This is a genomic window from Segetibacter sp. (assembly GCF_025963695.1).
Lineage (GTDB): Bacteria > Bacteroidota > Bacteroidia > Chitinophagales > Chitinophagaceae > Segetibacter.
In genome coordinates this window covers 91,515-114,765 of sequence record NZ_JAOQAH010000028.1, presented here as the reverse complement: position 1 = coordinate 114,765, position 23,251 = coordinate 91,515, and the positions used below count along the sequence as shown (strand labels likewise).

Sequence of the window (23,251 nt, the reverse complement as noted above, 5' to 3'; positions counted from 1 at the left end):
GTCTGGTGCGGCAGGCTTAACAACTCCTCAATTGGTAAAAAATAAGGCTGCTCATTAAAGCAGCCTTATCGTAGAAATAGATTTTAGGTTTTTTAGGTTAAGCAAACCTTATAACACCTATAAACATTATTGCGTCGCACTCCTGGACTTTTAAAAAACTGCGGCAATAAAAAACTTAAACAGGCTTTACTCAAACGTACTATAGAAATAAGGGGTCTTTGCTTCAAACTCCGCGCTACATGTATCAACCATTTTGTAAACCCGCGTAATTCCTAAAGCCTTTCTTTTTTCATAAACCTGCTCCTCCGTACAATTCCGCATTATTCTCGAAATTTGCTCGTCGCCAAATCCGTTTTTCTTTGCCTCTTTCAACAAATCCTCCGGCAAAGTGTCAATAGTATATTTTAATATTTGCTTCTCGATTTCACAAATTTTCTGAATTTGAAATAAAAACCAGCGGTCAATTCCCGTTGCAGTAGCAATGGTTTTAACTGTAACACCCTGCATTAAAGCATCCTTAATTCTAAAAATTCTATCCCATTTCGGTGTCTTAATATATTCGATCAATTCACTGCTTCCCATCAGGCTTTTACCATAATAGCCCAATCCTAATGCATCATTTTCTAAACTCTGACAAGCCTTTTGAAGTGCTTCAGTAAAACTTCTTCCAATCGACATTACCTCACCCACACTCTTCATTTGCAACCCAAGTGTATCATTTCCTCCTTTAAACTTATCAAAATTCCAGCGGGGCACTTTTACAATAACGTAGTCAAGTGCAGGTTCAAAATATGCAGAAGTTGTTTGAGTAATTTGATTTTTCAATTCGTCCAGGTGATACCCTATAGCCAATTTAGATGCAACTTTCGCAATAGGGTAACCCGTAGCTTTAGATGCAAGTGCAGATGAACGGCTCACACGCGGATTAATCTCAACAGCAATTAATTCTTCCGTATCGGGGTTTTGCGCAAACTGAACATTGCAACCGCCGGCAAAATTACCAAGGCTGCGCATCATCAAAATAGCCTTGTTCCTCATTTCTTGGAAAGCAGTGTCGCTTAAAGTCATCGCTGGTGCTACAGTAATGCTGTCGCCTGTATGGATACCCATTGGGTCAACATTTTCCACCGTACAAATGATAACCACATTATCGGCTTTGTCGCGCAACAATTCAAGTTCATATTCCTTCCAACCTAAAACAGCTCTCTCAACCAATACCTCATGCATAGGCGAAGCAGTAAGACCGCGGTTAAGGGCCTCATCTAATTCATCTTTACTGTGTACAAATCCACCTCCTGAACCGCCCAACGTAAAAGACGGACGTATAACGAGAGGAAACCCTATTTGCTGTGCAAACTCTTTTCCCTCAAGCACGCTGTTAGCGACACGACTGGGTGCAACCGCCATTCCTATTTTTACCATCAACTGCCTGAACTTTTCACGATCTTCGGCAGTATCTATCGCTGCAACGTCAACCCCAATTAATCGGCAATTGTATTTTCCCCAAATCCCTAATTCATCAGCTTCCTTACACAAATTGAGCGCTGTCTGTCCACCCATCGTTGGCAAAACAGCATCAATTTGGTTTTCAGCCAGTATTTTTTCAATACTGTCAACATTCAAGGGAAGCAGGTACACTTTATCTGCCATCATGGGGTCAGTCATGATGGTTGCAGGATTGCTGTTGATAAGGATAACCTTAATCCCTTCTTCGCGTAAACTTCTTGCAGCTTGTGAACCGGCATAATCAAACTCACAAGCCTGCCCGATTACAATAGGGCCTGAACCAATTATTAAGACAGATTTTATAGTATTATCGCGTGGCATATTTAAACAAATTGTGCAAATGTAACCCCTACAATTAAAATAGAGGGTTAATTTCTTTTTCGTTTAAGGCCTGTTACAAAAAAAATTGAAAACTGCCTTTCAAACGTTAATAGTTTAAAGAAAATTTTTCATCCGAAAATTCAATTTGTTATGTTTTTAGAAGAACCACAACAAGCAACAATCCATATAAAAGAAAAGCCTTTTACGCTAAGGCATATAGCCTTTCCGCTATTGCCACTTCAAGGTCTGCCGGCACTGTGTCTGAATCATCTCCGATTGCCACATAATGTCCTACAGTTCGGTCATAGGTAAAAACAAAATCGTCGCTGCCATTATAGCTAACGGTAAACCGGGTATCTCCATTAAAGTCAAAAGGTGACGCTTTAACAATATATGGAACACCATTTAATAGTAGTTGAAATGATTGGTCTTGCATATGGGTGTTTTTAAAACCGAAACACAAAAACAGTGCCTTCACAAGGTCGTTTTGTGTAGCTAACTTTTTTTCATAATTCTTGCTCTTTCGAATAAATCAATTACAAACTATTCAACACTTCCAATCCTAACGATCAATTAATTCACCTCTCTCAATTCTATCCATCGTGTTGTATATCTTTTGCTGAGCAGTTCCTGCTTCATCTTCCACGGCCGTTGCTGACCTGATGCGGCGATTTTCACTAATTCATTTCGCATGCTGAAGTTTATATTATCCACCTTACTCATTAAAAGCCGCTGCTCAGTGGTGGAAGAGGCTGCAAAGAAGTTTGCTTGTAAAGACTCATTGGGAACAAGCTTGCTAAAAACCACACCTGCTTTTTCATAAGCAACTCCTTTTACGAACAATTTCTCCAACAACTCAATTGCCGGTTTTATTAACTCAGTTGTTACTGAAGTAGCAACGGGCAAAACAGCCTCTCTTTTAACTGGCTCATTTGGCTTATAAATGTCTCCTTTATCTAAAGCTTTTTCAATTACAAAAACCGTCATTTGCCTCGCGGCGCTTTGTTGCCTTCTAAGTTTTTCTGCAGCACGGCTAACATACATCGCAACTGCCTCTTTCATCTGATGTAGATCAGTTAGTGGATGACCAAAACGCCGCGTACATGAAACCATCTTTTTAGTTGATAGTTGTTCGTCAAAACCTATAGAATGAATTCCCTTTAGCTCCCTTATCAATCTCACCCCTACCACCCCACCTAAGTGTTGCCTCGCCCACTCCTCCGGCATTAGTTTTAAGTCAAAAGCGGTTTTCACTTCAAGCTTTTCCAGCTTTGTGGCATATTGTTTTCCTACACCCCATATTTCTTTTATAGGCGTTCGCTTTAGTGCTGCATCTACTTTTCCGGGTGTGTCTAGTATTAACATACACTTGCTTTTTTCCTTATTTTCTTTAGCAAGCCGGTTAGCAATTTTTGCCAGCGTTTTAGTAGAGGCAACCCCTATCGAAACGGGTATACCCGTCCATTGCCCTATTCTTTCTTTTAGCTCTTTTACCGTCGCGTGTAAGTCTTTTGCCGGAACATTAGACAAGTCCACAAATGCTTCATCAACAGAATAAACTTCTATACAAGTAGATGGAAACATACTTTGCATTGTATCCATCACGCGCTTACTCATGTCTCCATATAAATTGTAGTTGGAGGAAAATGCGGTAATACGGTATTGTTGTAATAAGGGTTTGCTTAAGAAGTATGCCTGCGCCATCTTAATACCCAATTTCTTCGCTTCGTCACTTCGCGATATAATACAGCCATCATTGTTGCTCAGCACAACAACAGGAATTGTCTTTAGGTGAGGTTTAAACAATCGCTCACACGAGCAATAAAAATTATTGCAATCCACTATAGCTTTCATAAATCCTTCCCGTTTTGCCTATCTCCTACTTGATTTACTTGTTTTGCCACACTTGATATTAAGTATCAACGAATCGGTCCCAAAAAAAAGTTCTGCTTTTTACTTTTTACTTCAAGGCTCATGCACCACGTACGTTACCACCCCCCAAACAGAAAAGTCAGAAAAAGGATCCACATCAATAATAGCAAGCTTAGCTGTTTCGGGTACCAGTCTTATTTTGTTAAAAGTCTTATCGAGCCGGCGAACCAGCATTTCACCATTTAAAACAGCAACTATTACTTTGCCGTTTACATTCGTAATGCTTCTATCTACAATAAGAACATCGCCACTAAAAATACCAGCGCCTTCCATGGAATCACCGTTCATTCTAAAAAAGAAAGTTGCAGGTTTGTTTTTAATAAGCTGCTCGTTTAAGTCTATCCCTCGTTCCATGTATTCGTCAGCAGGCGTGCTGAACCCGGTTGCATTTGCACGGTGAACATCATGTTGAGTAAAATTTTTTGTGCCTTTATATATGCTATTAAAAATTTCGCTTTCCATATAAGTTTGTCTTTTTGTTTTACTAATATTTTTAGTAAAACTATGCCAAAAAAATAAGCTGTTGAAAGCTTAATTCTTTTTTTTGTTCCGACACCAGCCCTGGTTTTTTATTGGGTCATCGTTGCGTCGCAATCACTTCGTCTGCAAATCTTTTGGCGGCTTCAGTTTAAACTCGTAAAGCCTTACCCAACAATAGCAGGCATTTCATCAAAAGTTTTTCCGCCCAGTAATCTTCCTGACTTCTTTTTATTAACGCCACCCCATTGCTTAAAGAAAAACGCCACATCCTCATCCTGACATTGCTTGTAGATATCCCAAACCCACTTTTCTTCCATTGATCTCGCTTTTCTGCCACTTTCCCCACCAACAATCACCCAATCAATATTTACCAAATTTATTTGCCTTAAAGGACCAATTAAAGGCTCGCAGGACAGAAATTTAACCAAGGCATTTGTTTCTCTTAAGAAATCAATTCTGTCAATTACCTTTTCATTTTCGACGGAAGTGCCCATCCAAATATTTCTTGTCCAGTTTAAACGATGATGAAGCTCGTACAGCCTGTCTGCCCTTTTTGTCAAAACCTGGTAAGTATGTTGCGGGGTATTGTTCATTACTTCAAAAACTTTAGCAATGAATGAAAAAGGAACTTCGGGATGAAACAAATCGCTCATCGAATTGACAAATAGAACTTTCGGTTTTTTCCATGTATAAGGAATGTGTAAAGCATCTTAGTGTACCGCCACTTTAAACCCGTTTTTATATTTTTCAATTCCCATTGCAAGCAAGCGCCTTGTCATTACTTCTGCATAGCAATACTTACAACCTGCTGAAATCTTGTTGCAGCCGGTTGTCGGGTTCCATGTCATCTCCGTCCATTCTATGCTTGATTGTGCCATAATTAAAAAAATAATTGTTGTGCTGACTGATATTTTTAAACTTTTTAAAAAGTCATTTCCTCGATCATTTTTTAAAAAGAAAGCTAGATAGTATGAAGGAATGTTTTTATCCTCAATTTTCACTCTATGTTTATCAACGGCTCAACGTATTCTAATGCTAGCTAAAACAACCTCATCTGCTCCCCCGGCCTTTTAAAGTTCGAGCAATCCAAATCAAGTCTTTCGTGATTCAACCCATACTTTGCGGTGTACTTACGATATTGCTGTGCTACCATTTCTGCTACATTTCCTTCGCCGCGCATTCGTGTTCCCCAACGACTGTCATTTACTTTTCCGTTGTGACTTGCCTCTATTAAGTGCCAGACCTTATCCGCACGATCAGGAAAATTTTTATACAGCCAATCATGAAAAATCAATTTGATAGCTCCATTTAAACGAATGAAGGTATAGGCAGAAAATGTAGCACCCGCCTCACTTGCTGCTTTAATAATGTCATGCATTTCATGTTCATTTAACCCGGGTATCATCGGACCTAGCATTACACCCATTCTTACGCCGGCTTTGCTCATTTCATCAATTAGTCTCAAGCGTTGTTTGCCGGTTGTCGTTCTTGGTTCCATTACTCGCCGGAGGTCTTCATTAAAAGACGTAATGGATACAAGTACGGAAACAAGGTTTTTTTTGCCCATTTCCTGTAGCAGGTCTTTATCTCTGAGCATACCTGCATTTTTAGTAATCATTGCTACCGGCTGATTAAACTCGTTACATACTTCAAGCAACCCTCTTGTAAGCCTAAATTTCTGTTCGGCGGGCTGGTAGCAGTCGGTATTGCCGCTAAGGCTTATTGGAACGCACTCCCACTTTGGATGTAATAAGAATTTACGGAGCAGATCTGCTGCGTTTTTCTTTACAATAATTTTTCGTTCAAAGTCAAGCCCTGCAGAGTAGCCCCAATATTCAAATGAATTTCGGGCGTAGCAATAAATGCATCCATGCTCGCAACCCTGGTAAGGGTTCATGCTGTACATGAGACCCAGGTCAGGGCTTTCTACCTTGTTGACGATCCCCTTTGCATTGTCCTCAAAGTATTGAGTTGCCTGGTTTTTTTCTGTCCAGTCGTCGATGCCTTCAATATGCTCTTTTACCTGCGTATTTTTAAGGAACCTATTTTTTGTATTTAATTGTGCGCCCCTACCTTTCAGGTATTGGTTTACCTGTTCCTGGCTGTTTTGTTCTGGCGGGCTTGATTCTTTATTCGTTGTCATGTCAATTCGATTTTAGTAAGCCCTCAATTTTTCTTGCCTTAGGTGGAGTGACAAGTTGAATAGTATTATCAACTGTAAAAGGGTGCGACGCAACGAAAGCATTATAGTACCACAAATGCCTGCTCAATAATATCTTCCTCATTTCCACTAAATCCGGCAAAATCCTATATTGCCGTTCATACAATTCCGCGTCACGCAAATAACTTTCCCTGCGTTGTTACCACCGGCAAATTCATAAACTCAAACTTCTGAACAACCTGGTAAGATTTACCGCCTTCCAAACGGCGCAGCAATAGCATATCGCTTGCGATAAAGCGACCAGTAAAATGCTTGTGGCTGTATTCGAGCCAGCCTTTTTCATACTGCCATGGAAGTAATTTGCGCGCGACGGCGATGTGAGGGTTATCGACGAAATATGGCTTGTACTCTTTTGTTTTCATTAGTAACTGTGCAGGCTTCAGGCTTTTTACCAGCATTTGAATGGGCACCTGAGAGGCAACATTTATATAAATAGAGTGAGATGGAAAGCTGCCAAAATCTTTAAGCTCTACCTTAAAAGCGGGCATAGCCATAGCAATCATCTTTAAACGGTTAAGAATCCGGTCTTCCATCATTTGCAACTGCCTAAATGTAACAAGGGTGATGTGAGGCATTCCTCTTTCTGCCGAAGGAGCTTCAAACTTTGAAGCAAACTCTTTTTTAGTATTCATGATTTTATTTCGAAGTTCCTCGTGGGGATGCAGTACTAGCATGTACTCACACATATGATACCCGGGAAGAGTTAAAATATTATTATTCATTTTCGTAAGGTTTTAATTCAGTTGAATAACAAGTTTCGAAAAACCGGTCTTGCGTTGGTTGCAGGCGGAACACGTGAACAATTTTGGATGTATCGAACTGGCAGCTTTTTCTTAAAAGGACGAGCTCATGCACCATAAACGTTTCATAAAAGGTCTTTTGCGAATAATCCATTATTGCTTTCAGGTAAACCGTTTCCGGAATTCGTCTTGCAATAGTTACATGCGGATTGCCAATGAGATTGGCAGGTGGGCAGGCACATGAACTTATATAATTACTTACTACTTTAAGCTCTTTAGCAAGCTGCCTAAAGGGCTGCGGGTTTTGAACGCGTAGGTAAACGCTATGTGCTGATGGAAATCCGCTATAATTGTTTAAAGAAACGTCAAAACTGTGGTGCCGGCTACAAATGCGTTGTGTGTAGCGAAGAATTGTTTCTTCCATAGCCTCGCGTGCTACAAAACTGGCAATCGTAATATGAGGCTTTGTTTTCGCTGCAATCTTTTGATGATATTCTGCTGTAAAGCTTTCCTTTTCAGCGGTTATTTTGGCATTTACCGCGGCGTCAGGATGGGCTACGAGCAAATACTCATACCTTCCAAGTTCTGCCCAACTAAAAGATTTTTCTATCTGTTTCATAACGGGATAAAATTTTAATGACAATAAAGTTAGCAATTTTACTAAAACTATTAGCAATAATAAAAAAATTGAAATTTAAAAGATAGATGAGCTGTAGAAGCAAGAGCACCTGAGCTGTGATATGTATTTGAGAAAACAGAGAACGAGTTATTACTCTCATTAGGTTTGCCGCACCGGAATGAGCGCTCAATTTGCTCAAGATCCAATTACCCTTTTAAATGAAATTTTTACGAACGAAATACAACGCAACGATGTAACATCAGCGTTTTAAAGCATGCCTGGTAAACCAACATTGGCACATGTTTTTTGTGCCAAAACAGCTAGCTGCCGTTTAATACAAAAGCTTGTTAAATACTCTTTTTGTTTAAAATGTGGCGTTGTTTTTAATATTATACGTTGACATTGAAAATAAAACATCATGAAAAAAATATACGCTTTTTGCTTTTTATTAATAAGCTCTTTCAGCTTATTGGCACAGAATGCACCCAGAGGTTTTCACCTGGATAGGCCTATAAACATGGCTGCTATTCTTGCAAAAAAGCCGTCTACAGCTATTGGCTTTTCAAGCGTTAGTGAAGCTCGTTCCATTATTAATGATATTATGGACGTTTCTAACATTCAGCAAAACTTTAAGGTGGAGGCAACTACACAAGTTGATAATGCTGCTGCTGTTATTTATCAAAACATAAGATACATTTTGTACAATCCCTCTTTTATAGATCAACTGGATAATGCAGCAAGAGATAAATGGGCTTCTATAAGTGTTATTGGGCATGAGATAGGACATCATTTGCTTGGGCACACCTTAGACGGAAGAGGAAGCCAAATACCAAAAGAGTTGGAAGCTGATGAGTATTCAGGACTGGTTTTACGTAGAATGGGTGCAAGCCTTCAACAGGCTCAGCTGGCAATGAAATTAATCGCAAGTCCGTATGCAAGCGCGACCCATCCGGGCGAGGGCGATCGATTAGCTGCAATAGCAAAAGGCTGGAATAGTACAACTATGCAACCAAACAGGGGCAATAACGATGTTGCTATTGGCACGCCTGATGATAGAAGAAATCCTTATCCAAATGGTTCTGAAACGTATCCGGCGCCTTCAAATGGAGGTAGAACATATCCCGCGCCACAGGACAGCAGAGGTAGTTATCCGGCTGATCCCAGAAGAAATCCTTCAGGAAGAAGCACTTACCCTTCTGATGATAATCGCGGTAACTATCCGCAAACTAACGATGGAACTTATGGTCAAAGGAACCGTCGCAGGGGAGGTAACGGATCTTCAAATGTGCAGCTTGTTTACGACATTAGATTTAATGGAAATAATCTGCAGCAATATTACATTACTTCTCAAAATGAAGTCATTATGTTAAGAGGCAATCAGGCTGTTACAGTGGCAAAGTTAGCCTCAACAAACAAGTCTAATTACCCTTATGTAATTTATGATGATCGTCAGCAAATATTCATTGACAGAAACGGTAATTTATTTAGTGAAAACGGGAGAAAGATTGGCTACCTTTTGAGACATACATGACCATCATCAAAGTTGTTATTTTCAATACCTCAATAAGGTTAATTCATTATAGCAGGCAAATAAACATGAGTGATTCCAGCGTGTTATTTGCCTGCTAAATTTTTCGCCATAATCACCATTCCTCTTAACTCTTTTTTCATAAGTTCATGTTTAAGGCGATAGGTTCCGGTTATTGCAAAACCCATCTTTTTATAAAATTCAATTGGTTCTTGGCTGGTGTCCATAGCTTTTAACCAAACAAAATTTTTATTAAATTTTTCTGCGATCTCTATAGTTAATTCAACTAGTTTCCGTCCTATCCCTTTGCCTATAACCTCTTTCTTTAAGTAGATACGTTCAAGCTCCAATCCGTCTTTATATTCAAATCCTTCTAGTGGTGCATTTATATTTAGCTTTAAAAAACCTACCGGAGAGCTGTTGAAGAAAGCAATATAGAAGCAGCTATTTTTATCATTAATTTCTGTAGTTAATCTATCAACGGAGAAGAATTTTTCCACGTACCACTTACCCTGGTCATACCAAAGATGGAGGTAATGATCGGCATAAGCCCTTAATGCAACCTCGCTTAATATGTGAACATTAGTTGCATCTATTTTTTCTATGTAAGAATCTTTCATCAGCACATTCCCTTTCCTTAAAACACAAACTATATTTTAGAAGACGTGTGTAAATAGGTGCTACGATATGGATAATTAATCTAGAAGAATTTGCCACCTTCTTCGGTGTCAAGGAGAGAGTTTGCAAGGGTGTGGTCAAATACCTGCTCTTTACTTGCTAATACTTCGCGAAGCAGATCGTGAATAGTTACAATACCTGCAAATTCATTATTATAACTAAAGACAGCAAGGTAGCGTGCACCACGGGTATTCATTTGATACATGCAATCTTCTACGGTGTCGGTTAGTGTTACCTCTGGCAGTTCAGTAGTCATTACCTCCCGTACCATTGTATCTCTGCTTGAACGTCCTTGTAATACAAGTTTCCTGGTGTAATCTCTCTCGCAAAAAATACCCACATATTCCCCGCCCTCAAATACTAAAAGGTAGCTTAAGTTTACTGCAATCAGCTTTTGCAGTGCTTCTATTACCATTGCTGTAGGTTCAATTGTATTTGACACATTTTCCTTTGTTCTCAATATATCTTCTACCGTTTTCATGGCACGCATTTATTTATTGTTCGAATATACTTTTTTCCTGTTTTTAAAAATGAATTAAATTTTCGTGCCCACAATCTTTGCTTATTGTAGTTTCCTGAAATATTTACATCCCTCGTTTTCTTTTTAATGCTTCCCTAAAGGCATTGTATTTGCTTGGCTTCAGGTTATAGAAAAAGCAGAAAGGCGTTTTATTTACAACTGTTATGGCTAAACTTACTTTATCAGGAAAGGATCTAAGAGCAATTGGTTATCCCGAAAGCCCTGTAATAAGCCTTGCTATTGACATAATGGAAAAGAATTACAAACGTAATTCTAAAGAGCATGCACTAGGCTTATTAAAGGCTGTATTGGTAAGACCGAAGGAATATGCGGAAGACGAGATTTTAGGAAAAATTGCAAGGGCATTAATTGATCGGGAGGAGAAAGTAGCAGCGAAAGCGGCAGCCACAGTAGACCTCAAAGTAACAGGGGTTCCATACAATATTTTTGGTGCTGAGTTTATTGAAGAGGGTGCAATGACACAGATGAACTATGCAGTTCGGCTGCCTGTTTCAATTTCAGGAGCGTTAATGCCCGACGCACATCAAGGGTATGGATTGCCAATCGGTGGTGTTTTGGCGACAGAAAATGCTGTAATACCTTACGGGGTCGGCGTAGACATTGGTTGCAGGATGTGCTTATCGGTTTTTGATATTGATCCTAAAGAACTCGGGTTTCGTACAGATTATTTTTCAAGGGAACTAAATGAAGCTACTTTATTTGGAAGTGGACGTGAGTTTAAAAAGCGCTCCGATCATGAAGTATTATATCGTAGAGAGTTTCGTGAAATACCTATTCTTCGAACGCTAAAAGACAGAGCGGAAAGCCAGCTTGGATCGTCCGGGGGAGGAAACCATTTTGTTGAATTTGGAGTTGTTGACATATTGCAAAAAGATGCCGCTTTCGGTATTGAAGCTGGCAGTTACCTTGGATTGCTTTCACATTCAGGTTCGAGAGCGATCGGTGCCAATGTCGCCAATCACTTCACAAAAATCGCAAAACACAAAAGGCATTTGCCTCCAGACGCTGCTAACCTGGCCTGGTTTACTTTAGACGAAGAGGAAGGTATTGAATACTGGCTTTCTATGAATCTCGCCGGGGATTATGCAAGTGCCTGCCACCACGTTATTCATAATAAAATAGCCGGGCAGTTAGGCAGACAACCACTAAAGATGGTTGAGAACCACCACAATTTTGCATGGAAAGAAATGTATGAGGGAAAGGAAGTGATTGTACATCGTAAAGGAGCTACACCCGCCGGAAAAGACGTGTTGGGTATTATACCTGGAAGTATGACAGCTCCGGGATTTATTGTAAAAGGCAAAGGCGAAAGCGGCAGCATTAACTCGGCCTCACATGGTGCCGGAAGAAAAATGAGCCGTACTGCCGCGCTCGATTCCATTACAGCTAATGCTTTAAAAGATGAATTACAAAAACATGGGGTAAAATTAATTGGTGGAGGTTTGGATGAAGCACCTTTCGCTTATAAAGACATTCATACTGTAATGAATGCTCAAAAAAACCTGGTTGAAACTGTAGGAACCTTTACACCTAAAATTGTAAAAATGGATGATACCCCTCCAAGGCGAAGAAAAAAGGTAAAGGAAGTTATGGGCGAGTAGATTTTTCTGTATCCCTGGGCATGGAACCAGTTGTAAAAACCACATCATTCCATTTAATACTAAAACAGCAGCGGTTATTTTGTGACCTTAATTTGTAAAATGAGTAAAAATATTAGTGCGGTTATTCTTTTTCACTACCTGATACTCCTGGCTAAATTAATCTTATTCAAAATTCAGTTTGGCTCTGTAACCTATAATGTTTATTACGGAGTTCTTTCTTTTCATCAAAATCTTGCCAGAGCTAATTTTATTCCGTTCAAAACTATTTACGGTTTACTTAAAGAACCCATAGATGTCTTTGTTATCCAGAACCTTGCCGGCAACATCATTGGTTTTTCACCCCTGGGTTTTCTATTACCAATGTTACATTCTTCGCTATCTTCTTTTCGTAAAATCGCAACAATTGCTTTTACTATTAGCCTCGCCCTCGAATTAATTCAATTAGTAAAAGTCTTAGGAATTTTTGACGTTGACGATGTTATGTTAAACACTTTGGGCGCTGTTGTCGGTTATGCAACTTATAAGCTCTTCTTAAAATACAAAGTAGCCAAAGTGTAGTGGCGTGTTTTTTTGTTCGAGCAGTTATATAAATATGAGCAGTTGTTGTGTCACTCACTTGAACTGTTTGTTATGGACTGAGCAGCCTCATTTCTGGTTTCGGTTTCATATTCGTTCCAAAAGCTGATTCAGTTACGAATAGGTTGTTTTGCTTCGCCGGAAAAATTCATCAATTCCCCTCTCCCAGATTTGTTTGTCAATTAATATCGCAGCTACAGTAACCGGCTATTGCGATCCGCCTAATCCGCCACATCTCCTGTTGAATTATTTTATTGTAATCTTTAATTTCTTTACACAATTTGTGATAACCATCCTGGTTATTAAGCGCTCCTGTTTCGCATTTTGTTATAACCTGCTTTGCCTTTCAAGACCTGTATTACACTCGGCCTGCACGCTTTTTCAATTATTTCCCGTGCAATGTTCTCTTCTTTTTTAGTTAATTGGTTAGGCATAACATCCTTTCTGTAAAATGTAAATCATTTTTTTATTCATCAAACAACCAAAAAAGCGCGACTTTGTATAGCAGCATAATGGGTGGCACAACTACCAATAGCCGGTGTAGAAAAAGCTGATCAAAGGTTTGCGGATGAACGTAATGCGACGCAAGGATGACTCGATGAAAAACAAATGCTGGTAACCAACCCAGAAAACTGCTACGTAAGAACCTAGTTTAGAACACCTAAAAATTTCCTCAAAATCCACCTTATACAGCCATCCCGGTTCTATTAATTTGTATACATTTACCGCCCCACAAAAATTTATTAATGGAAGAAGTTGTAGCAGAGATCAGCAATTTATTTGAAGCTTTCAAAAAGGTGAAAGAAGAAAGAATTGAAAAACTTCCGCAATCGGGCAGTGACAGAATTTACTTTAGAATTTACGCGGGAGATGAAACTTTCATTGCTACTTATAACATCAATATAAGAGAGAACGAGACCTTTTTTTATTTTTCGCACCATTTTAAAAATGCCGGATTGCCTATGCCAACGATTTATTCTGTTAACGACGAAAAAACAATCTACTTACAGGAAGACCTGGGAACGGAAAGCTTACTTGATAAGTTAGAAAATAATGGTCATACTGATTATACTTATAGTTTGTACCGCCAAACGTTGAGGGAGTTGGCGAGAGTGCAAATTATCGGCGATGAGGGGCTTGACTATGAGCGATGCCTTACAGCTAAGGAGTTTGGCAAGCAGGCTATTCTCAGCGACCTGTTATACTTTAAATATTACTTTGTTGACACCCTTAAAATTCCGTACGATAAACAGGCAATGCTGGATGATTTTGAGACCTTGAGCTCTTATCTCGACAATAGCAGCCAGAAGTATTTTCTTTTCCGAGATTTTCAAAGCCGCAACGTAATCGTTAATAATGACAAAGTTCGTTTCATTGACTTCCAGGGCGGAATGAAGGGGGCTTTGCAATACGATGTGGCCTCGTTACTGTGGCAGGCAAAAGCGAACCTGAGCGAAGATTGGAAGGAAAAATTGCTCGATGGGTATATTGATGAAGTGGAGTTGTTGTTGAATCAGCAAATTGACCGCAAAATGTTTTTAAGCCAATATAACGGCTATGTTCTTATACGTTTGTTACAAGTGCTTGGCGCGTATGGCTTCAGAGGGCTATTTGAGCGAAAGGCTCACTTTTTAACCAGTATTCCCTTGGCATTACGGAACCTAAAGTTTTTTATAGAGAATAAACAAATCGGTTTAGAAACTCCTGAGTTTGACAAGATACTCGGACTGATAGTAAGTGATGAAATAATTTCAAGATTCGAAACCGTTAAAGCAGATGAAAAGACGCCTTTGGTGGTCAAGGTTTGTAGCTTCTCTTATAAAAAGCAGTTGCCGGTTGATGAAACCGAAAACGGGGGTGGATTTCTATTTGATATGCGAGGCATATTAAACCCTGGTCGCTTTGCCGAGTATAAATATCTTACGGGAAGAGATAAAGAGGTTAAAGATTTTCTGGAGCAAAAGACAAAAATTACTGACTTCTTAAACAGTGTTTTTGATATTGTAGACATCTCCGTTGAGGATTATATAAAAAGAGGATTTTCAGGTTTAATGGTAGGTTTTGGATGCACTGGCGGACAGCATAGAAGTGTGTATGCTGCAGATGCTTTAACCAGGCATCTTAAAAACAAATTTGGGGTAAAAGTTGAACTATGTCATCTTGTACAAGATGCAAAGAATTGGGTAAATGCTCCTGACGCCAGCGCTTTAATTGGTTAATTATACACCTTACTAATTAGTGCCTAAGTTTTAAAAAAGATGACTGAAGAAAGTAGAACTGTTGAAGTAGCTTCAAATATTAAGGGTCAAAAGACAGTAACCAAAGCTATGATACTGGCCGCCGGAATAGGTAGCCGTCTAAAGCCGTGGACTGACTCGCACCCCAAAGCATTGGCCTTAGTAAATGGAAAAAGCTTATTGCAACGTAACGTTGAATACCTGCAACGGTACGGTATAAAAGACGTGGTTATAAATGTGCATCATTTTGCAGAACAAATTGTTGAGGCAATTAATAAAAACAATGGATGGGGTAGCAATATTACCATAAGCGACGAAACAGCAAAGGTACTTGAAACCGGCGGAGGATTATTAAAAGCTGCTGATTATTTACAAGACCGTAACCCCATTGTGCTAATGAATGTTGACATACTTACCGAGTTGAATTTGGTAGCAATGATCGGCTATCACCAGGAAAAAAAACCTTTAGCTACGCTTGCCACCACCAACCGATCAACCAGCCGCTACTTTTTATTCGACGAAGGCAATAACCTTTGCGGATGGAGAAATGTAAGCACGGGAGAAGAAAAATTAGCCGAAGCTTTAAAAGGAAATGAGACGCAGAAAGCATTTACCGGAATACATATTATTGAGCCCCGAATGCTTTCTCTCATTACCCAACAAGGAAAGTTTTCGATGGTCGATGTTTATCTTGATTTAATGAAGCAGCACACAATTAAATCCTTCGATCACTCCGAAGCAAGAATGATAGATGTAGGAAAGCCTGAAAGTATTGCAAAGGCAGAAGTCATGTTCCCGCTTTAAATATTAAATGTTGGGTTTCTTTTGTTACAAGCTTTACAACCCTGATTAATCTTTTGTTGCGTCGCAGTACGTTCATCGGTTGTACTGCTATTTTGCTTTTAGCATGTTTTGCTTACTACCATGTAGCTGTTACGCTATCCTTTTACTTCTTACACTTTTAAGCAAATTTTCTTCTTGTGTAACAAATAACCAACCGGCCAATAAAAAGCACCCATGCAAATGGCATAAACCAGCGAACCAGTTTTAAGATTATCGCTTATCGGTCTGCATACATGTTGACAAAACCAGGGTAATAATCTGTCCGCCGTATTAACGAAAGTATTTCCAGCCAGAAGTCGCTCAAAAAAAAAGATAAACAAGGGTTTTTTTCCAAACACATTAAAGAACTTCGGCAAATAAGAAAAAAGGAAATACAAGATCTGTCGGTGTACACCGGTGCCGTGTAGCGTGTTCAAAAGGAGTAAAAATATGGGCCCAGCTTCCAGCGTTATTTACAAGTATCATTTAAGCAACAGTTGCTCCACGAAAAACATCGGGGAAGTAGTGGCGTTGGTTCATAGATTAGATGTAGCTAAAGTAAATGAAAATAAATTACTTATACCGCGAGACCTGAATAGAGAAAGTAGGGTCAGTCAAAATTAACTTGATATGCTCTTATTGCCTGCAATACAGATTCTAAAGATGATTGTTTACCTACTAACGGCTGCGCTATATTTGCCCGGGATTGTATTGATAATGCAATCCTTTTCAAAAAGGCGGGTATTATAGACCTTTTTTTGCTTCTTTAGCTCTATCCGATATTGGGACTGGGGAAGCGAAGCTGTGCTAACAGTAGGGCAGCAGTACCGCTTTCACATCCCACCTATTCAAACTTCAACCCGGAAATTCATGAAAGTAGTGTTATTAGCTGGTGGCCTCGGCACAAGGCTTTCTGAAGAAACCTCTATCCGGCCTAAACCAATGGTTGAGATAGGCGGGATGCCCATTTTATGGCACATCATGAAAATTTATTCTGCTCATGGCTTCAATGATTTTATTGTATGCTTGGGCTATAAAGGATATGTGATAAAAGAATATTTTGCCAATTACTTTCTTCATAAATCAGACGTAACTATCGACTTATCTAATAACTCAGTGCATGTTCATGACTCGCAAGCCGAGCCTTGGAAGATCACGCTAGTAGACACAGGCAACGAAACGATGACTGGCGGACGGATTAAACGAATTCAACCTCATATAGCAAATGAAGATTTTTTGTTGACCTATGGCGATGGGGTTAGTGACGTTAACATTACAGAGTTGGTAGCTTTTCATAAGAGTTCGAAAAAGCTAATTACTGTAACCGCAGTACAGCCGTCAGGAAAGTTTGGCGGATTGAACATCGACCCAAACAAGCAGGTAAATACATTTACCGAAAAGCCAAGAGGTGACGGATCCTGGATCAACGGAGGATTTTTTGTGTGCGGGCCTGAAGTGTTTAATTATATAAAGAACGATCGTACGGTTTGGGAAAAAGAACCGCTCGAGCAGATCGCTTCCGAAGGGCAGATGCAGGCCTACAAGCATCATGGTTTCTGGCGGCCAATGGACACCTTAAAAGACAAGCACGACCTGAACGAAATGTGGGATTGGAATAAAGCGGATTGGAAAATCTGGTAAAGATGTTTGAAATTCTAAAAGAAGTATACAAGGGGAAAAGAATTTTTATTACAGGCCATACCGGATTTAAAGGATCGTGGCTCTTAAAAATACTTACCTTATTAGGTGCAGAAATAAAAGGATATGCCCTTGCGCCAATAACTGAAAATGATTTGTACCATGTAATAAATGGTAATACTCTTTGCAATTCGATTATAGCTGATATACGCGACAGAGATAGGTTGGCTGAAGAAATTATTGAATTTGAGCCTGATTTTATTTTTCATCTCGCAGCCCAACCGCTGGTTAGACTTTCCTATAAAATTCCTGCTGAAACTTTTGAGGTAAATGCAATTGGTACAGCAAATTTACTGGATGGAGTGCGTTTATTAAAAAAGCCTTGTAGCGTTGTTTTAATTACAACTGATAAGGTTTACCACAATAATGAGTGGATTTATCCCTATCGCGAAAATGATAGACTAGGTGGTTATGATCCATATAGTGCAAGTAAGGCATGTTGCGAATTAGTAATTGATTCTTATAGAAATTCGTTTTTTAATGTGGCAGAGTATCCCACTCATTTAAAAGGTATTGCAGTGGCAAGAGCAGGAAATGTAATAGGAGGCGGCGACTGGTCGCAAGATCGGCTAATGCCAGATATAGCAAGGTCACTTGGAACGGGGGAGAAAATCAGGGTTCGCAATCCTTCATCAATCCGTCCGTGGCAGCATGTGCTGGAGCCCTTATCAGGTTATCTTCAATTAGGAGGAAAGCTTTCCATCGATCCCCAGCGCTACTCTCAACCTTATAATTTTGGTCCCGTAGCAGATGACTCACTTTCAGTACAAGCAATTGTAAACCTCGCAATAAATACCTGGGGAGCGGGTGAGGCTGAAATAATGAAAGCAGATGGTGAGCCGCATGAAGCAGGTTTGCTTAAGTTAGATATAAGTAAAGCGACAACAGAAATTGAATGGACCCCTAAATGGGATACGGCAGAAGCTGTAAAACAAACGATCTATTGGTACAAGGCATTTTATTGTTCTCCCAACAACATTAACTCGGTAACCGGGGCACAGATTGACGGGTACCTGCAGCTTAATTAAAAAAATATTAAATGAAACTTGAAGAGATTCAGGCAAACTTGGCCAATCATACCTCAAAAGAGATAGAACTGTTCAGCGAATACGAAAGGTTTTTTGACAGCTCTCCCCTATCAGTATCTTCTAAACTTCAAAACTTTGCTAAATATGTAAGAAGGCAAGACCTATCAAGGTTTCTGGCAAAACATGAATTGTTTAAGTTACAACTTGACCTTCCGGGTTCTATAATTGAATGCGGCTGCTTTCAAGGTGGAGGCACCCTGGCTTTTGCTCAATTATCTGCTATTTACGAGCCTTACAATCATACCAGGAAGATTATAGGATTCGACTCGTTTGCCGGCTTTCCTGACGTTTCTGAAAAAGATAAAAATTTTCATAGGAACTATGAAAAAGGAGACTTAAAGGTTTATGAAGGTATTGAGGAAGAAATAACGCAGGCGGTTGATTTGTACGATAAAAACCGGCCACTAAATCATTTGCCAAAAATAGAATTGGTTAAAGGCGACGCCTTAATAGAGATACCAAACTTTATAAAACAAAATCAGCACCTGATAGTAAGTATGCTGTATCTGGATTTTGATATTTATGAACCTACAAAATTGGCACTTGAACATATTGTTCCAAGAATGCCTAAAGGTGCTGTTCTGGCATTTGACGAGTTAAATGCCAAAGTCTTTCCTGGCGAAACAGTTGCGTTATTAGAAACCTTAGGAATAAGAAATGTCAGATTGCGAAAGACAATGTTTGACGCATATATCTCTTACGCCATCATTGAGTAAGCGGCCGTAGAAAGTGAATATTTATGAGTAAGGTTTTAATTAGCGGCGTAACCGGTTTTCTGGGTTCTTATATTGCTGAGAGTTTAATAGACCACCACGACCAGGTTATAGGGTTAAAACGTTCAACTTCTGATTTACACAGGTGCAAAAATTTTCTGAACAAAATCACATGGATAAATGGTGACGATACTGATTGGAAACAACAGGTCATTCACCATCAACCAAACATCCTCATTCATTCGGCCTGGGCCGGTGTTAGCGCCGATAAAAGAACGGAATGGAAAGAGCAGCTAAGCAATTTGAATTTGGTTTTAGACTTGTTGCAAGTGGGAAGTGAATTGAAAGTATCGAAATTTATTGGGCTAGGCTCACAGGCTGAGTACGGAACGTTTTCAGGCAAAGTAGATGAAAGCTATCCTACCAACCCTAATACAGCTTATGGTGCGGTTAAATTAATGGCATCTGTGTTGATCAAAAGTTTTTGTGAGGCCAATAGCATTAATTGGTATTGGTTGCGGTTGTTCCCGATGTTTGGTGAGAAGGAAGATGGAAGCTGGCTCATCCCTTCTGTAATTAAATCTATACTTCACAAAAACAGTATGGATTTAACGCCTGCAATGCAGAAGTATGCTTATTTATATGTGAAGGACTTTGCGGAATATGTGTCCCTGTTGGTTCATAAAGATCTAGCCTCTGCTACGTGTGGTGTTTATAACATTTCCTCCGATAATGCAGTTACCCTAAAATATTTGATTGAAAAAATTCGCGACGGTATTAACTCCACTGTTGCACTCAACTTTGGTTCACTGCCCTACAGGCCTTACCAGTCAATGCATATGGAAGGCGATATGTCGAAATTCAGTTCTAATATTGGAAAAATCGATTTACATAATTTCGATGAGACCTTACAACGAACAATTGATTACTATATAAACAAGTATACCAGTTGATGGATGCTAAGTCTCTCTCTATCGGGATCAGAATAAAAGTGCTTGAAATGGTTCATCGCGCCAACGCTTCACATGTCGGTGGCGCTTTTTCGATGGCTGATATTCTTGCAGTGCTTTATGCTGAAGTTCTTAATATAGATCCTAAACATCCTGCAGATCCTTTTAGAGATCGATTCTTTTTATCAAAAGGCCATGCCTGCTCGGCCCTTTATGCAACACTAGGATTACAAGGATTTTTCCCGTTAGAACAGCTAGATACGTACGCAATGGACGGCAGTATGTTTTTGTCGCATACTAGTCATAAAGTACCTGGGGTCGAAATTTCATCGGGAAGTTTGGGCCATGTATTGTCTATTGCCACTGGTGTCGCTTTTGCTGCCAAACTAAAAAAGGCAACGTTTAAAATATTTTGTATTGTAAGTGATGGCGAACTGAATGAAGGTTCAAACTGGGAGCCAATTATGCTAGCACCTCAGCATAAGTTGGACAATCTTGTTTTGATAATTGACTATAATAAAATTCAAAGCCTGGGATTTGTAAAAGATGTTATTGACCTTGAGCCTCTAAGGGCAAAATTTGAAGCATTTCGATGGGAGGTGGTAGAGATTGACGGCCACAATCATGAGGAAATAAGTAGAACTTTATCTGGGTTGAGCGAGAACAAAAATGGTTTGCCTAAAGTGGTTATAGCACATACTATAAAAGGCAAAGGGGTAGATTTTATGGAAAACACTATTCTTTGGCATTACCGTTCTCCTAATATTGACCTTTATAATAATGCCGTTAAACAGTTAAACCAATCATGAGAACGGCTTTTATAAATCAGTTAATTGAAGAAGCCCGAAAAAACGATAAAGTTTTTTTGATAGTAGGTGACCTTGGTTACAGCGTGGTAGAACCTTTTGTACAGCAGTTTCCTGACCGCTATTTAAATGTTGGTGTTGCTGAACAAAATATGGCAGGTTTTGCTGCCGGGTTAGCTTTGGAAGGTTATTGCGTTTACATTTATTCAATTGGCAATTTTCCTACCCTTCGCTGCATGGAGCAAATACGTTACGACATATGCTACCACAATCTTAATGTAAAAATAGTTGCTGTTGGTGGAGGATATTCTTATGGAGCGTTGGGACCTTCTCATCATGCCACGGAAGAAATTGGAATGCTTCGTACAATACCCAACATGGTTGTTTGCGCACCGGGCGATCCGTTGGAATCAAAGAAGATCACCACATTTTGCACAACGCATAAAGGCCCGTGCTATGTGAGGTTAGGTAAGGCAGGAGAACCTGTGGTACATACAGACCTTAGGGAGTTAACGATCGGAGATATTATTGAAGTTAAGAAAGGGGAAACAACGGCTATATTGTCAACAGGTTCGATGCTTAAATATGTTTGTGATTTTGTAAACGATAATCATCTTAATTCCGCCATTTATAGTTTTCCCTTTATAAAGCCCATTAATAAAAGTCAACTTAAAGAGATCTTTTTAAACCATCGATCTATTATAACTATTGAAGAGCATCAGGCCCAGGGAGGATTCGGATCTGCTATATTAGAACTAGGTAACGACCTGTTAAACGAAGGTTGTATAGCAGTACTTCCAAAAATTAGAAGAATAGCAATAGATGATAAATTTTATTCTATAGCTGGTTCGCAACAATATTTAAGAGAGGTTGCGGGAATTGTTTTAGAGAAAGATTTTTTTCAATAAGTGCAAGCAAGATTTTTTATCAAAGAAGAAAACAAACGTATTATATATTTCACCCGCTTAATTAAAAATTCACTTTCTCCTGCAATTAGAACTGCCTTGGCATCATTATTTTTTACAGCATAATAATAAAATTAAAATTTAATAAATGAGCTCGACCAGGGAATATGATTATTTGATTGTAGGAAGTGGACTATTTGGTTCTGTATTTGCGCACGAGGCAAAAAAAAGAGGTAAAAAGTGTTTAATCATAGACAAGCGCAACCATGCCGGTGGTAACGTTTACTGCAAAGAAGTAGAAGGAATTAATGTGCATCAGTATGGCGCCCATATTTTTCATACTAATGATAAGCAGATCTGGGATTATGTAAATTCTTTTGTAGAGTTCAACAGATATACAAATACCCCTGTGGCTCTTTATAAGGATAAGCTTTATAATCTTCCTTTTAACATGAACACGTTTTATCAGCTTTGGGGAGTAAAAACACCACAGGAAGCGAAAGACAAAATTCAGTCTCAAATTGAAGCGCTTAATATTAAAGATCCTTCGAACCTTGAAGAGCAGGCATTGTCGTTAATAGGACCTGACATATATGAGAAGCTTATTAAAGGTTATACTGAAAAACAATGGGGAAGATCAGCAACAGAACTTCCAGCCTTTATTATTAAAAGATTGCCAGTAAGGTTTACTTACGATAACAATTACTTTAATGATAAATACCAGGGCATTCCTATAGGGGGTTATAATAAATTGGTAGAAGGTCTCTTAAAAGATATAGAAGTAAGATTGAATGTTGACTACTTTGAAAACAGGGAAGAATGGAACGCTTTAGCTGAAACAATTGTATTTACAGGAAAGATTGACCAGTATTACAACTACCAGTTTGGACAGTTGGAGTATCGCAGTTTGAAGTTTGAGCATGAAACACATGATGTTGAAAATTACCAGGGTAATGCGGTAGTGAACTATACCGAAAGAGAAGTTCCGTTTACAAGAGTGATTGAACACAAGCATTTTGAGTTTGGAACACAACCAAAAACCGTAGTTACCAAAGAATACCCTGAAGAGTGGACATCAGAAAAGGAACCTTATTATCCTATTAATGATGCGAAAAATACCGCTACTTTTAAGAAGTACCAGGAATTAGCTGATAGCGAAACAAATGTAATTTTTGGTGGAAGACTGGCAGAATATCGCTACTACGACATGCACCAGATAATAGGATCAGCTTTAAAACAAGTGTCGGTGCACTTTCAGGAGCAGTAGGAGTATTTCTGCTGCTTTTTAA

The 23,251-nt window shown here is 39.2% G+C and carries 21 protein-coding genes and 1 pseudogene; 12 read left to right on the top strand and 10 right to left on the bottom strand.

Annotated elements, in window-relative coordinates; all coding sequences use genetic code 11:
• Positions 1-186: 186 nt before the first annotated feature.
• The 8 genes and pseudogenes from carB to JWR87_RS03910 form a co-directional block, all read right to left on the bottom strand.
• The gene (gene carB / locus JWR87_RS03945) at positions 187-1,827 is read right to left on the bottom strand and encodes a carbamoyl-phosphate synthase large subunit (RefSeq protein WP_297815837.1); all 1,641 of its coding nucleotides are present in this window, start codon (positions 1,825-1,827) and stop codon (positions 187-189) included.
• 202 nt (positions 1,828-2,029) lie between these two features.
• Entirely contained in the window at positions 2,030-2,263 is a 234-nt protein-coding gene (locus JWR87_RS03940; protein ID WP_297815835.1) for a hypothetical protein, read from the bottom strand.
• Between the two features lie 137 nt (positions 2,264-2,400).
• Positions 2,401-3,681, bottom strand: a complete 1,281-nt coding sequence (locus JWR87_RS03935; RefSeq protein ID WP_297815833.1) for a Y-family DNA polymerase — start codon at positions 3,679-3,681, stop codon at positions 2,401-2,403.
• Positions 3,682-3,792: 111 nt separating this feature from the next.
• Positions 3,793-4,221 (bottom strand): translesion error-prone DNA polymerase V autoproteolytic subunit, encoded by a 429-nt coding sequence (gene umuD, locus JWR87_RS03930; protein ID WP_297815830.1) that lies wholly within the window; start codon positions 4,219-4,221, stop codon positions 3,793-3,795.
• Positions 4,222-4,403: 182 nt separating this feature from the next.
• Positions 4,404-5,117: pseudogene (locus tag JWR87_RS03925) on the bottom strand (phage Gp37/Gp68 family protein).
• Between the two features lie 161 nt (positions 5,118-5,278).
• Positions 5,279-6,382 carry a PA0069 family radical SAM protein gene (locus tag JWR87_RS03920; protein ID WP_297815827.1) on the bottom strand — a complete coding sequence of 368 codons (1,104 nt, stop codon included), beginning with the start codon at positions 6,380-6,382 and terminating at the stop codon, positions 5,279-5,281.
• 191 nt (positions 6,383-6,573) lie between these two features.
• The gene (locus JWR87_RS03915) at positions 6,574-7,182 is read right to left on the bottom strand and encodes a 2'-5' RNA ligase family protein (RefSeq protein ID WP_297815824.1); all 609 of its coding nucleotides are present in this window, start codon (positions 7,180-7,182) and stop codon (positions 6,574-6,576) included.
• Entirely contained in the window at positions 7,175-7,819 is a 645-nt protein-coding gene (locus JWR87_RS03910) for a 2'-5' RNA ligase family protein (RefSeq protein ID WP_297815822.1), read from the bottom strand. The genes JWR87_RS03915 and JWR87_RS03910 overlap by 8 nt, the downstream gene beginning before the upstream one ends.
• A gap of 418 nt (positions 7,820-8,237) precedes the next feature.
• On the opposite strand from JWR87_RS03910, the gene JWR87_RS03905 reads away from it, so the two are divergent.
• Positions 8,238-9,350 carry a hypothetical protein gene (locus JWR87_RS03905; protein WP_297815819.1) on the top strand — a complete coding sequence of 371 codons (1,113 nt, stop codon included), beginning with the start codon at positions 8,238-8,240 and terminating at the stop codon, positions 9,348-9,350.
• Positions 9,351-9,433: 83 nt separating this feature from the next.
• Here JWR87_RS03905 and JWR87_RS03900 read toward each other — a convergent pair whose 3' ends face one another.
• Both JWR87_RS03900 and JWR87_RS03895 read right to left on the bottom strand, forming a co-directional pair.
• Complete coding sequence (locus JWR87_RS03900) at positions 9,434-9,967, bottom strand: GNAT family N-acetyltransferase (RefSeq protein ID WP_297815816.1); 534 nt, start codon at positions 9,965-9,967, stop codon at positions 9,434-9,436.
• Positions 9,968-10,047: 80 nt separating this feature from the next.
• Entirely contained in the window at positions 10,048-10,506 is a 459-nt protein-coding gene (locus JWR87_RS03895; RefSeq protein ID WP_297815814.1) for a CBS domain-containing protein, read from the bottom strand.
• Between the two features lie 203 nt (positions 10,507-10,709).
• Between JWR87_RS03895 and JWR87_RS03890 the strand changes: the two genes are divergently transcribed.
• From JWR87_RS03890 to glf, 11 genes are all read left to right on the top strand, one after another.
• Complete coding sequence (locus JWR87_RS03890) at positions 10,710-12,167, top strand: RtcB family protein (RefSeq protein WP_297815812.1); 1,458 nt, start codon at positions 10,710-10,712, stop codon at positions 12,165-12,167.
• Positions 12,168-12,266: 99 nt separating this feature from the next.
• Positions 12,267-12,725 carry a VanZ family protein gene (locus JWR87_RS03885; protein ID WP_297815810.1) on the top strand — a complete coding sequence of 153 codons (459 nt, stop codon included), beginning with the start codon at positions 12,267-12,269 and terminating at the stop codon, positions 12,723-12,725.
• A 764-nt stretch (positions 12,726-13,489) separates the two neighbouring features.
• Positions 13,490-14,962, top strand: coding sequence for an RNase adapter RapZ (locus tag JWR87_RS03880; protein WP_297815808.1), 1,473 nt, complete (start codon positions 13,490-13,492; stop codon positions 14,960-14,962).
• Positions 14,963-15,001: 39 nt separating this feature from the next.
• Positions 15,002-15,784 carry a sugar phosphate nucleotidyltransferase gene (locus JWR87_RS03875; RefSeq protein ID WP_297815806.1) on the top strand — a complete coding sequence of 261 codons (783 nt, stop codon included), beginning with the start codon at positions 15,002-15,004 and terminating at the stop codon, positions 15,782-15,784.
• Positions 15,785-16,672: 888 nt separating this feature from the next.
• Entirely contained in the window at positions 16,673-17,443 is a 771-nt protein-coding gene (rfbF, locus tag JWR87_RS03870; protein ID WP_297815803.1) for a glucose-1-phosphate cytidylyltransferase, read from the top strand.
• 2 nt (positions 17,444-17,445) lie between these two features.
• Positions 17,446-18,528, top strand: a complete 1,083-nt coding sequence (gene rfbG, locus JWR87_RS03865) for a CDP-glucose 4,6-dehydratase (RefSeq protein WP_297815802.1) — start codon at positions 17,446-17,448, stop codon at positions 18,526-18,528.
• 11 nt (positions 18,529-18,539) lie between these two features.
• Complete coding sequence (locus tag JWR87_RS03860) at positions 18,540-19,304, top strand: TylF/MycF/NovP-related O-methyltransferase (protein ID WP_297815800.1); 765 nt, start codon at positions 18,540-18,542, stop codon at positions 19,302-19,304.
• Between the two features lie 23 nt (positions 19,305-19,327).
• The gene (locus JWR87_RS03855; RefSeq protein WP_297815797.1) at positions 19,328-20,254 is read left to right on the top strand and encodes an NAD(P)-dependent oxidoreductase; all 927 of its coding nucleotides are present in this window, start codon (positions 19,328-19,330) and stop codon (positions 20,252-20,254) included.
• Positions 20,254-21,060 carry a transketolase gene (locus JWR87_RS03850; RefSeq protein ID WP_297815794.1) on the top strand — a complete coding sequence of 269 codons (807 nt, stop codon included), beginning with the start codon at positions 20,254-20,256 and terminating at the stop codon, positions 21,058-21,060. The genes JWR87_RS03855 and JWR87_RS03850 overlap by 1 nt, the downstream gene beginning before the upstream one ends.
• Positions 21,057-21,965 (top strand): transketolase C-terminal domain-containing protein, encoded by a 909-nt coding sequence (locus tag JWR87_RS03845; RefSeq protein WP_297815791.1) that lies wholly within the window; start codon positions 21,057-21,059, stop codon positions 21,963-21,965. The genes JWR87_RS03850 and JWR87_RS03845 overlap by 4 nt, the downstream gene beginning before the upstream one ends.
• A gap of 145 nt (positions 21,966-22,110) precedes the next feature.
• Complete coding sequence (gene glf, locus JWR87_RS03840) at positions 22,111-23,229, top strand: UDP-galactopyranose mutase (protein ID WP_297815788.1); 1,119 nt, start codon at positions 22,111-22,113, stop codon at positions 23,227-23,229.
• Positions 23,230-23,251: the final 22 nt, after the last annotated feature.

Coding starts and splice junctions, on each gene's coding strand:
- carB (WP_297815837.1), bottom strand. CDS start 1,827: ATGCCACGCGATAATACTATAAAATCTGTCTTAATAATTGGTTCAGGC.
- JWR87_RS03940 (WP_297815835.1), bottom strand. CDS start 2,263: ATGCAAGACCAATCATTTCAACTACTATTAAATGGTGTTCCATATATT.
- JWR87_RS03935 (WP_297815833.1), bottom strand. CDS start 3,681: ATGAAAGCTATAGTGGATTGCAATAATTTTTATTGCTCGTGTGAGCGA.
- umuD (WP_297815830.1), bottom strand. CDS start 4,221: ATGGAAAGCGAAATTTTTAATAGCATATATAAAGGCACAAAAAATTTT.
- JWR87_RS03920 (WP_297815827.1), bottom strand. CDS start 6,382: ATGACAACGAATAAAGAATCAAGCCCGCCAGAACAAAACAGCCAGGAA.
- JWR87_RS03915 (WP_297815824.1), bottom strand. CDS start 7,182: ATGAATAATAATATTTTAACTCTTCCCGGGTATCATATGTGTGAGTAC.
- JWR87_RS03910 (WP_297815822.1), bottom strand. CDS start 7,819: ATGAAACAGATAGAAAAATCTTTTAGTTGGGCAGAACTTGGAAGGTAT.
- JWR87_RS03905 (WP_297815819.1), top strand. CDS start 8,238: ATGAAAAAAATATACGCTTTTTGCTTTTTATTAATAAGCTCTTTCAGC.
- JWR87_RS03900 (WP_297815816.1), bottom strand. CDS start 9,967: ATGAAAGATTCTTACATAGAAAAAATAGATGCAACTAATGTTCACATA.
- JWR87_RS03895 (WP_297815814.1), bottom strand. CDS start 10,506: ATGAAAACGGTAGAAGATATATTGAGAACAAAGGAAAATGTGTCAAAT.
- JWR87_RS03890 (WP_297815812.1), top strand. CDS start 10,710: ATGGCTAAACTTACTTTATCAGGAAAGGATCTAAGAGCAATTGGTTAT.
- JWR87_RS03885 (WP_297815810.1), top strand. CDS start 12,267: ATGAGTAAAAATATTAGTGCGGTTATTCTTTTTCACTACCTGATACTC.
- JWR87_RS03880 (WP_297815808.1), top strand. CDS start 13,490: ATGGAAGAAGTTGTAGCAGAGATCAGCAATTTATTTGAAGCTTTCAAA.
- JWR87_RS03875 (WP_297815806.1), top strand. CDS start 15,002: ATGACTGAAGAAAGTAGAACTGTTGAAGTAGCTTCAAATATTAAGGGT.
- rfbF (WP_297815803.1), top strand. CDS start 16,673: ATGAAAGTAGTGTTATTAGCTGGTGGCCTCGGCACAAGGCTTTCTGAA.
- rfbG (WP_297815802.1), top strand. CDS start 17,446: ATGTTTGAAATTCTAAAAGAAGTATACAAGGGGAAAAGAATTTTTATT.
- JWR87_RS03860 (WP_297815800.1), top strand. CDS start 18,540: ATGAAACTTGAAGAGATTCAGGCAAACTTGGCCAATCATACCTCAAAA.
- JWR87_RS03855 (WP_297815797.1), top strand. CDS start 19,328: ATGAGTAAGGTTTTAATTAGCGGCGTAACCGGTTTTCTGGGTTCTTAT.
- JWR87_RS03850 (WP_297815794.1), top strand. CDS start 20,254: ATGGATGCTAAGTCTCTCTCTATCGGGATCAGAATAAAAGTGCTTGAA.
- JWR87_RS03845 (WP_297815791.1), top strand. CDS start 21,057: ATGAGAACGGCTTTTATAAATCAGTTAATTGAAGAAGCCCGAAAAAAC.
- glf (WP_297815788.1), top strand. CDS start 22,111: ATGAGCTCGACCAGGGAATATGATTATTTGATTGTAGGAAGTGGACTA.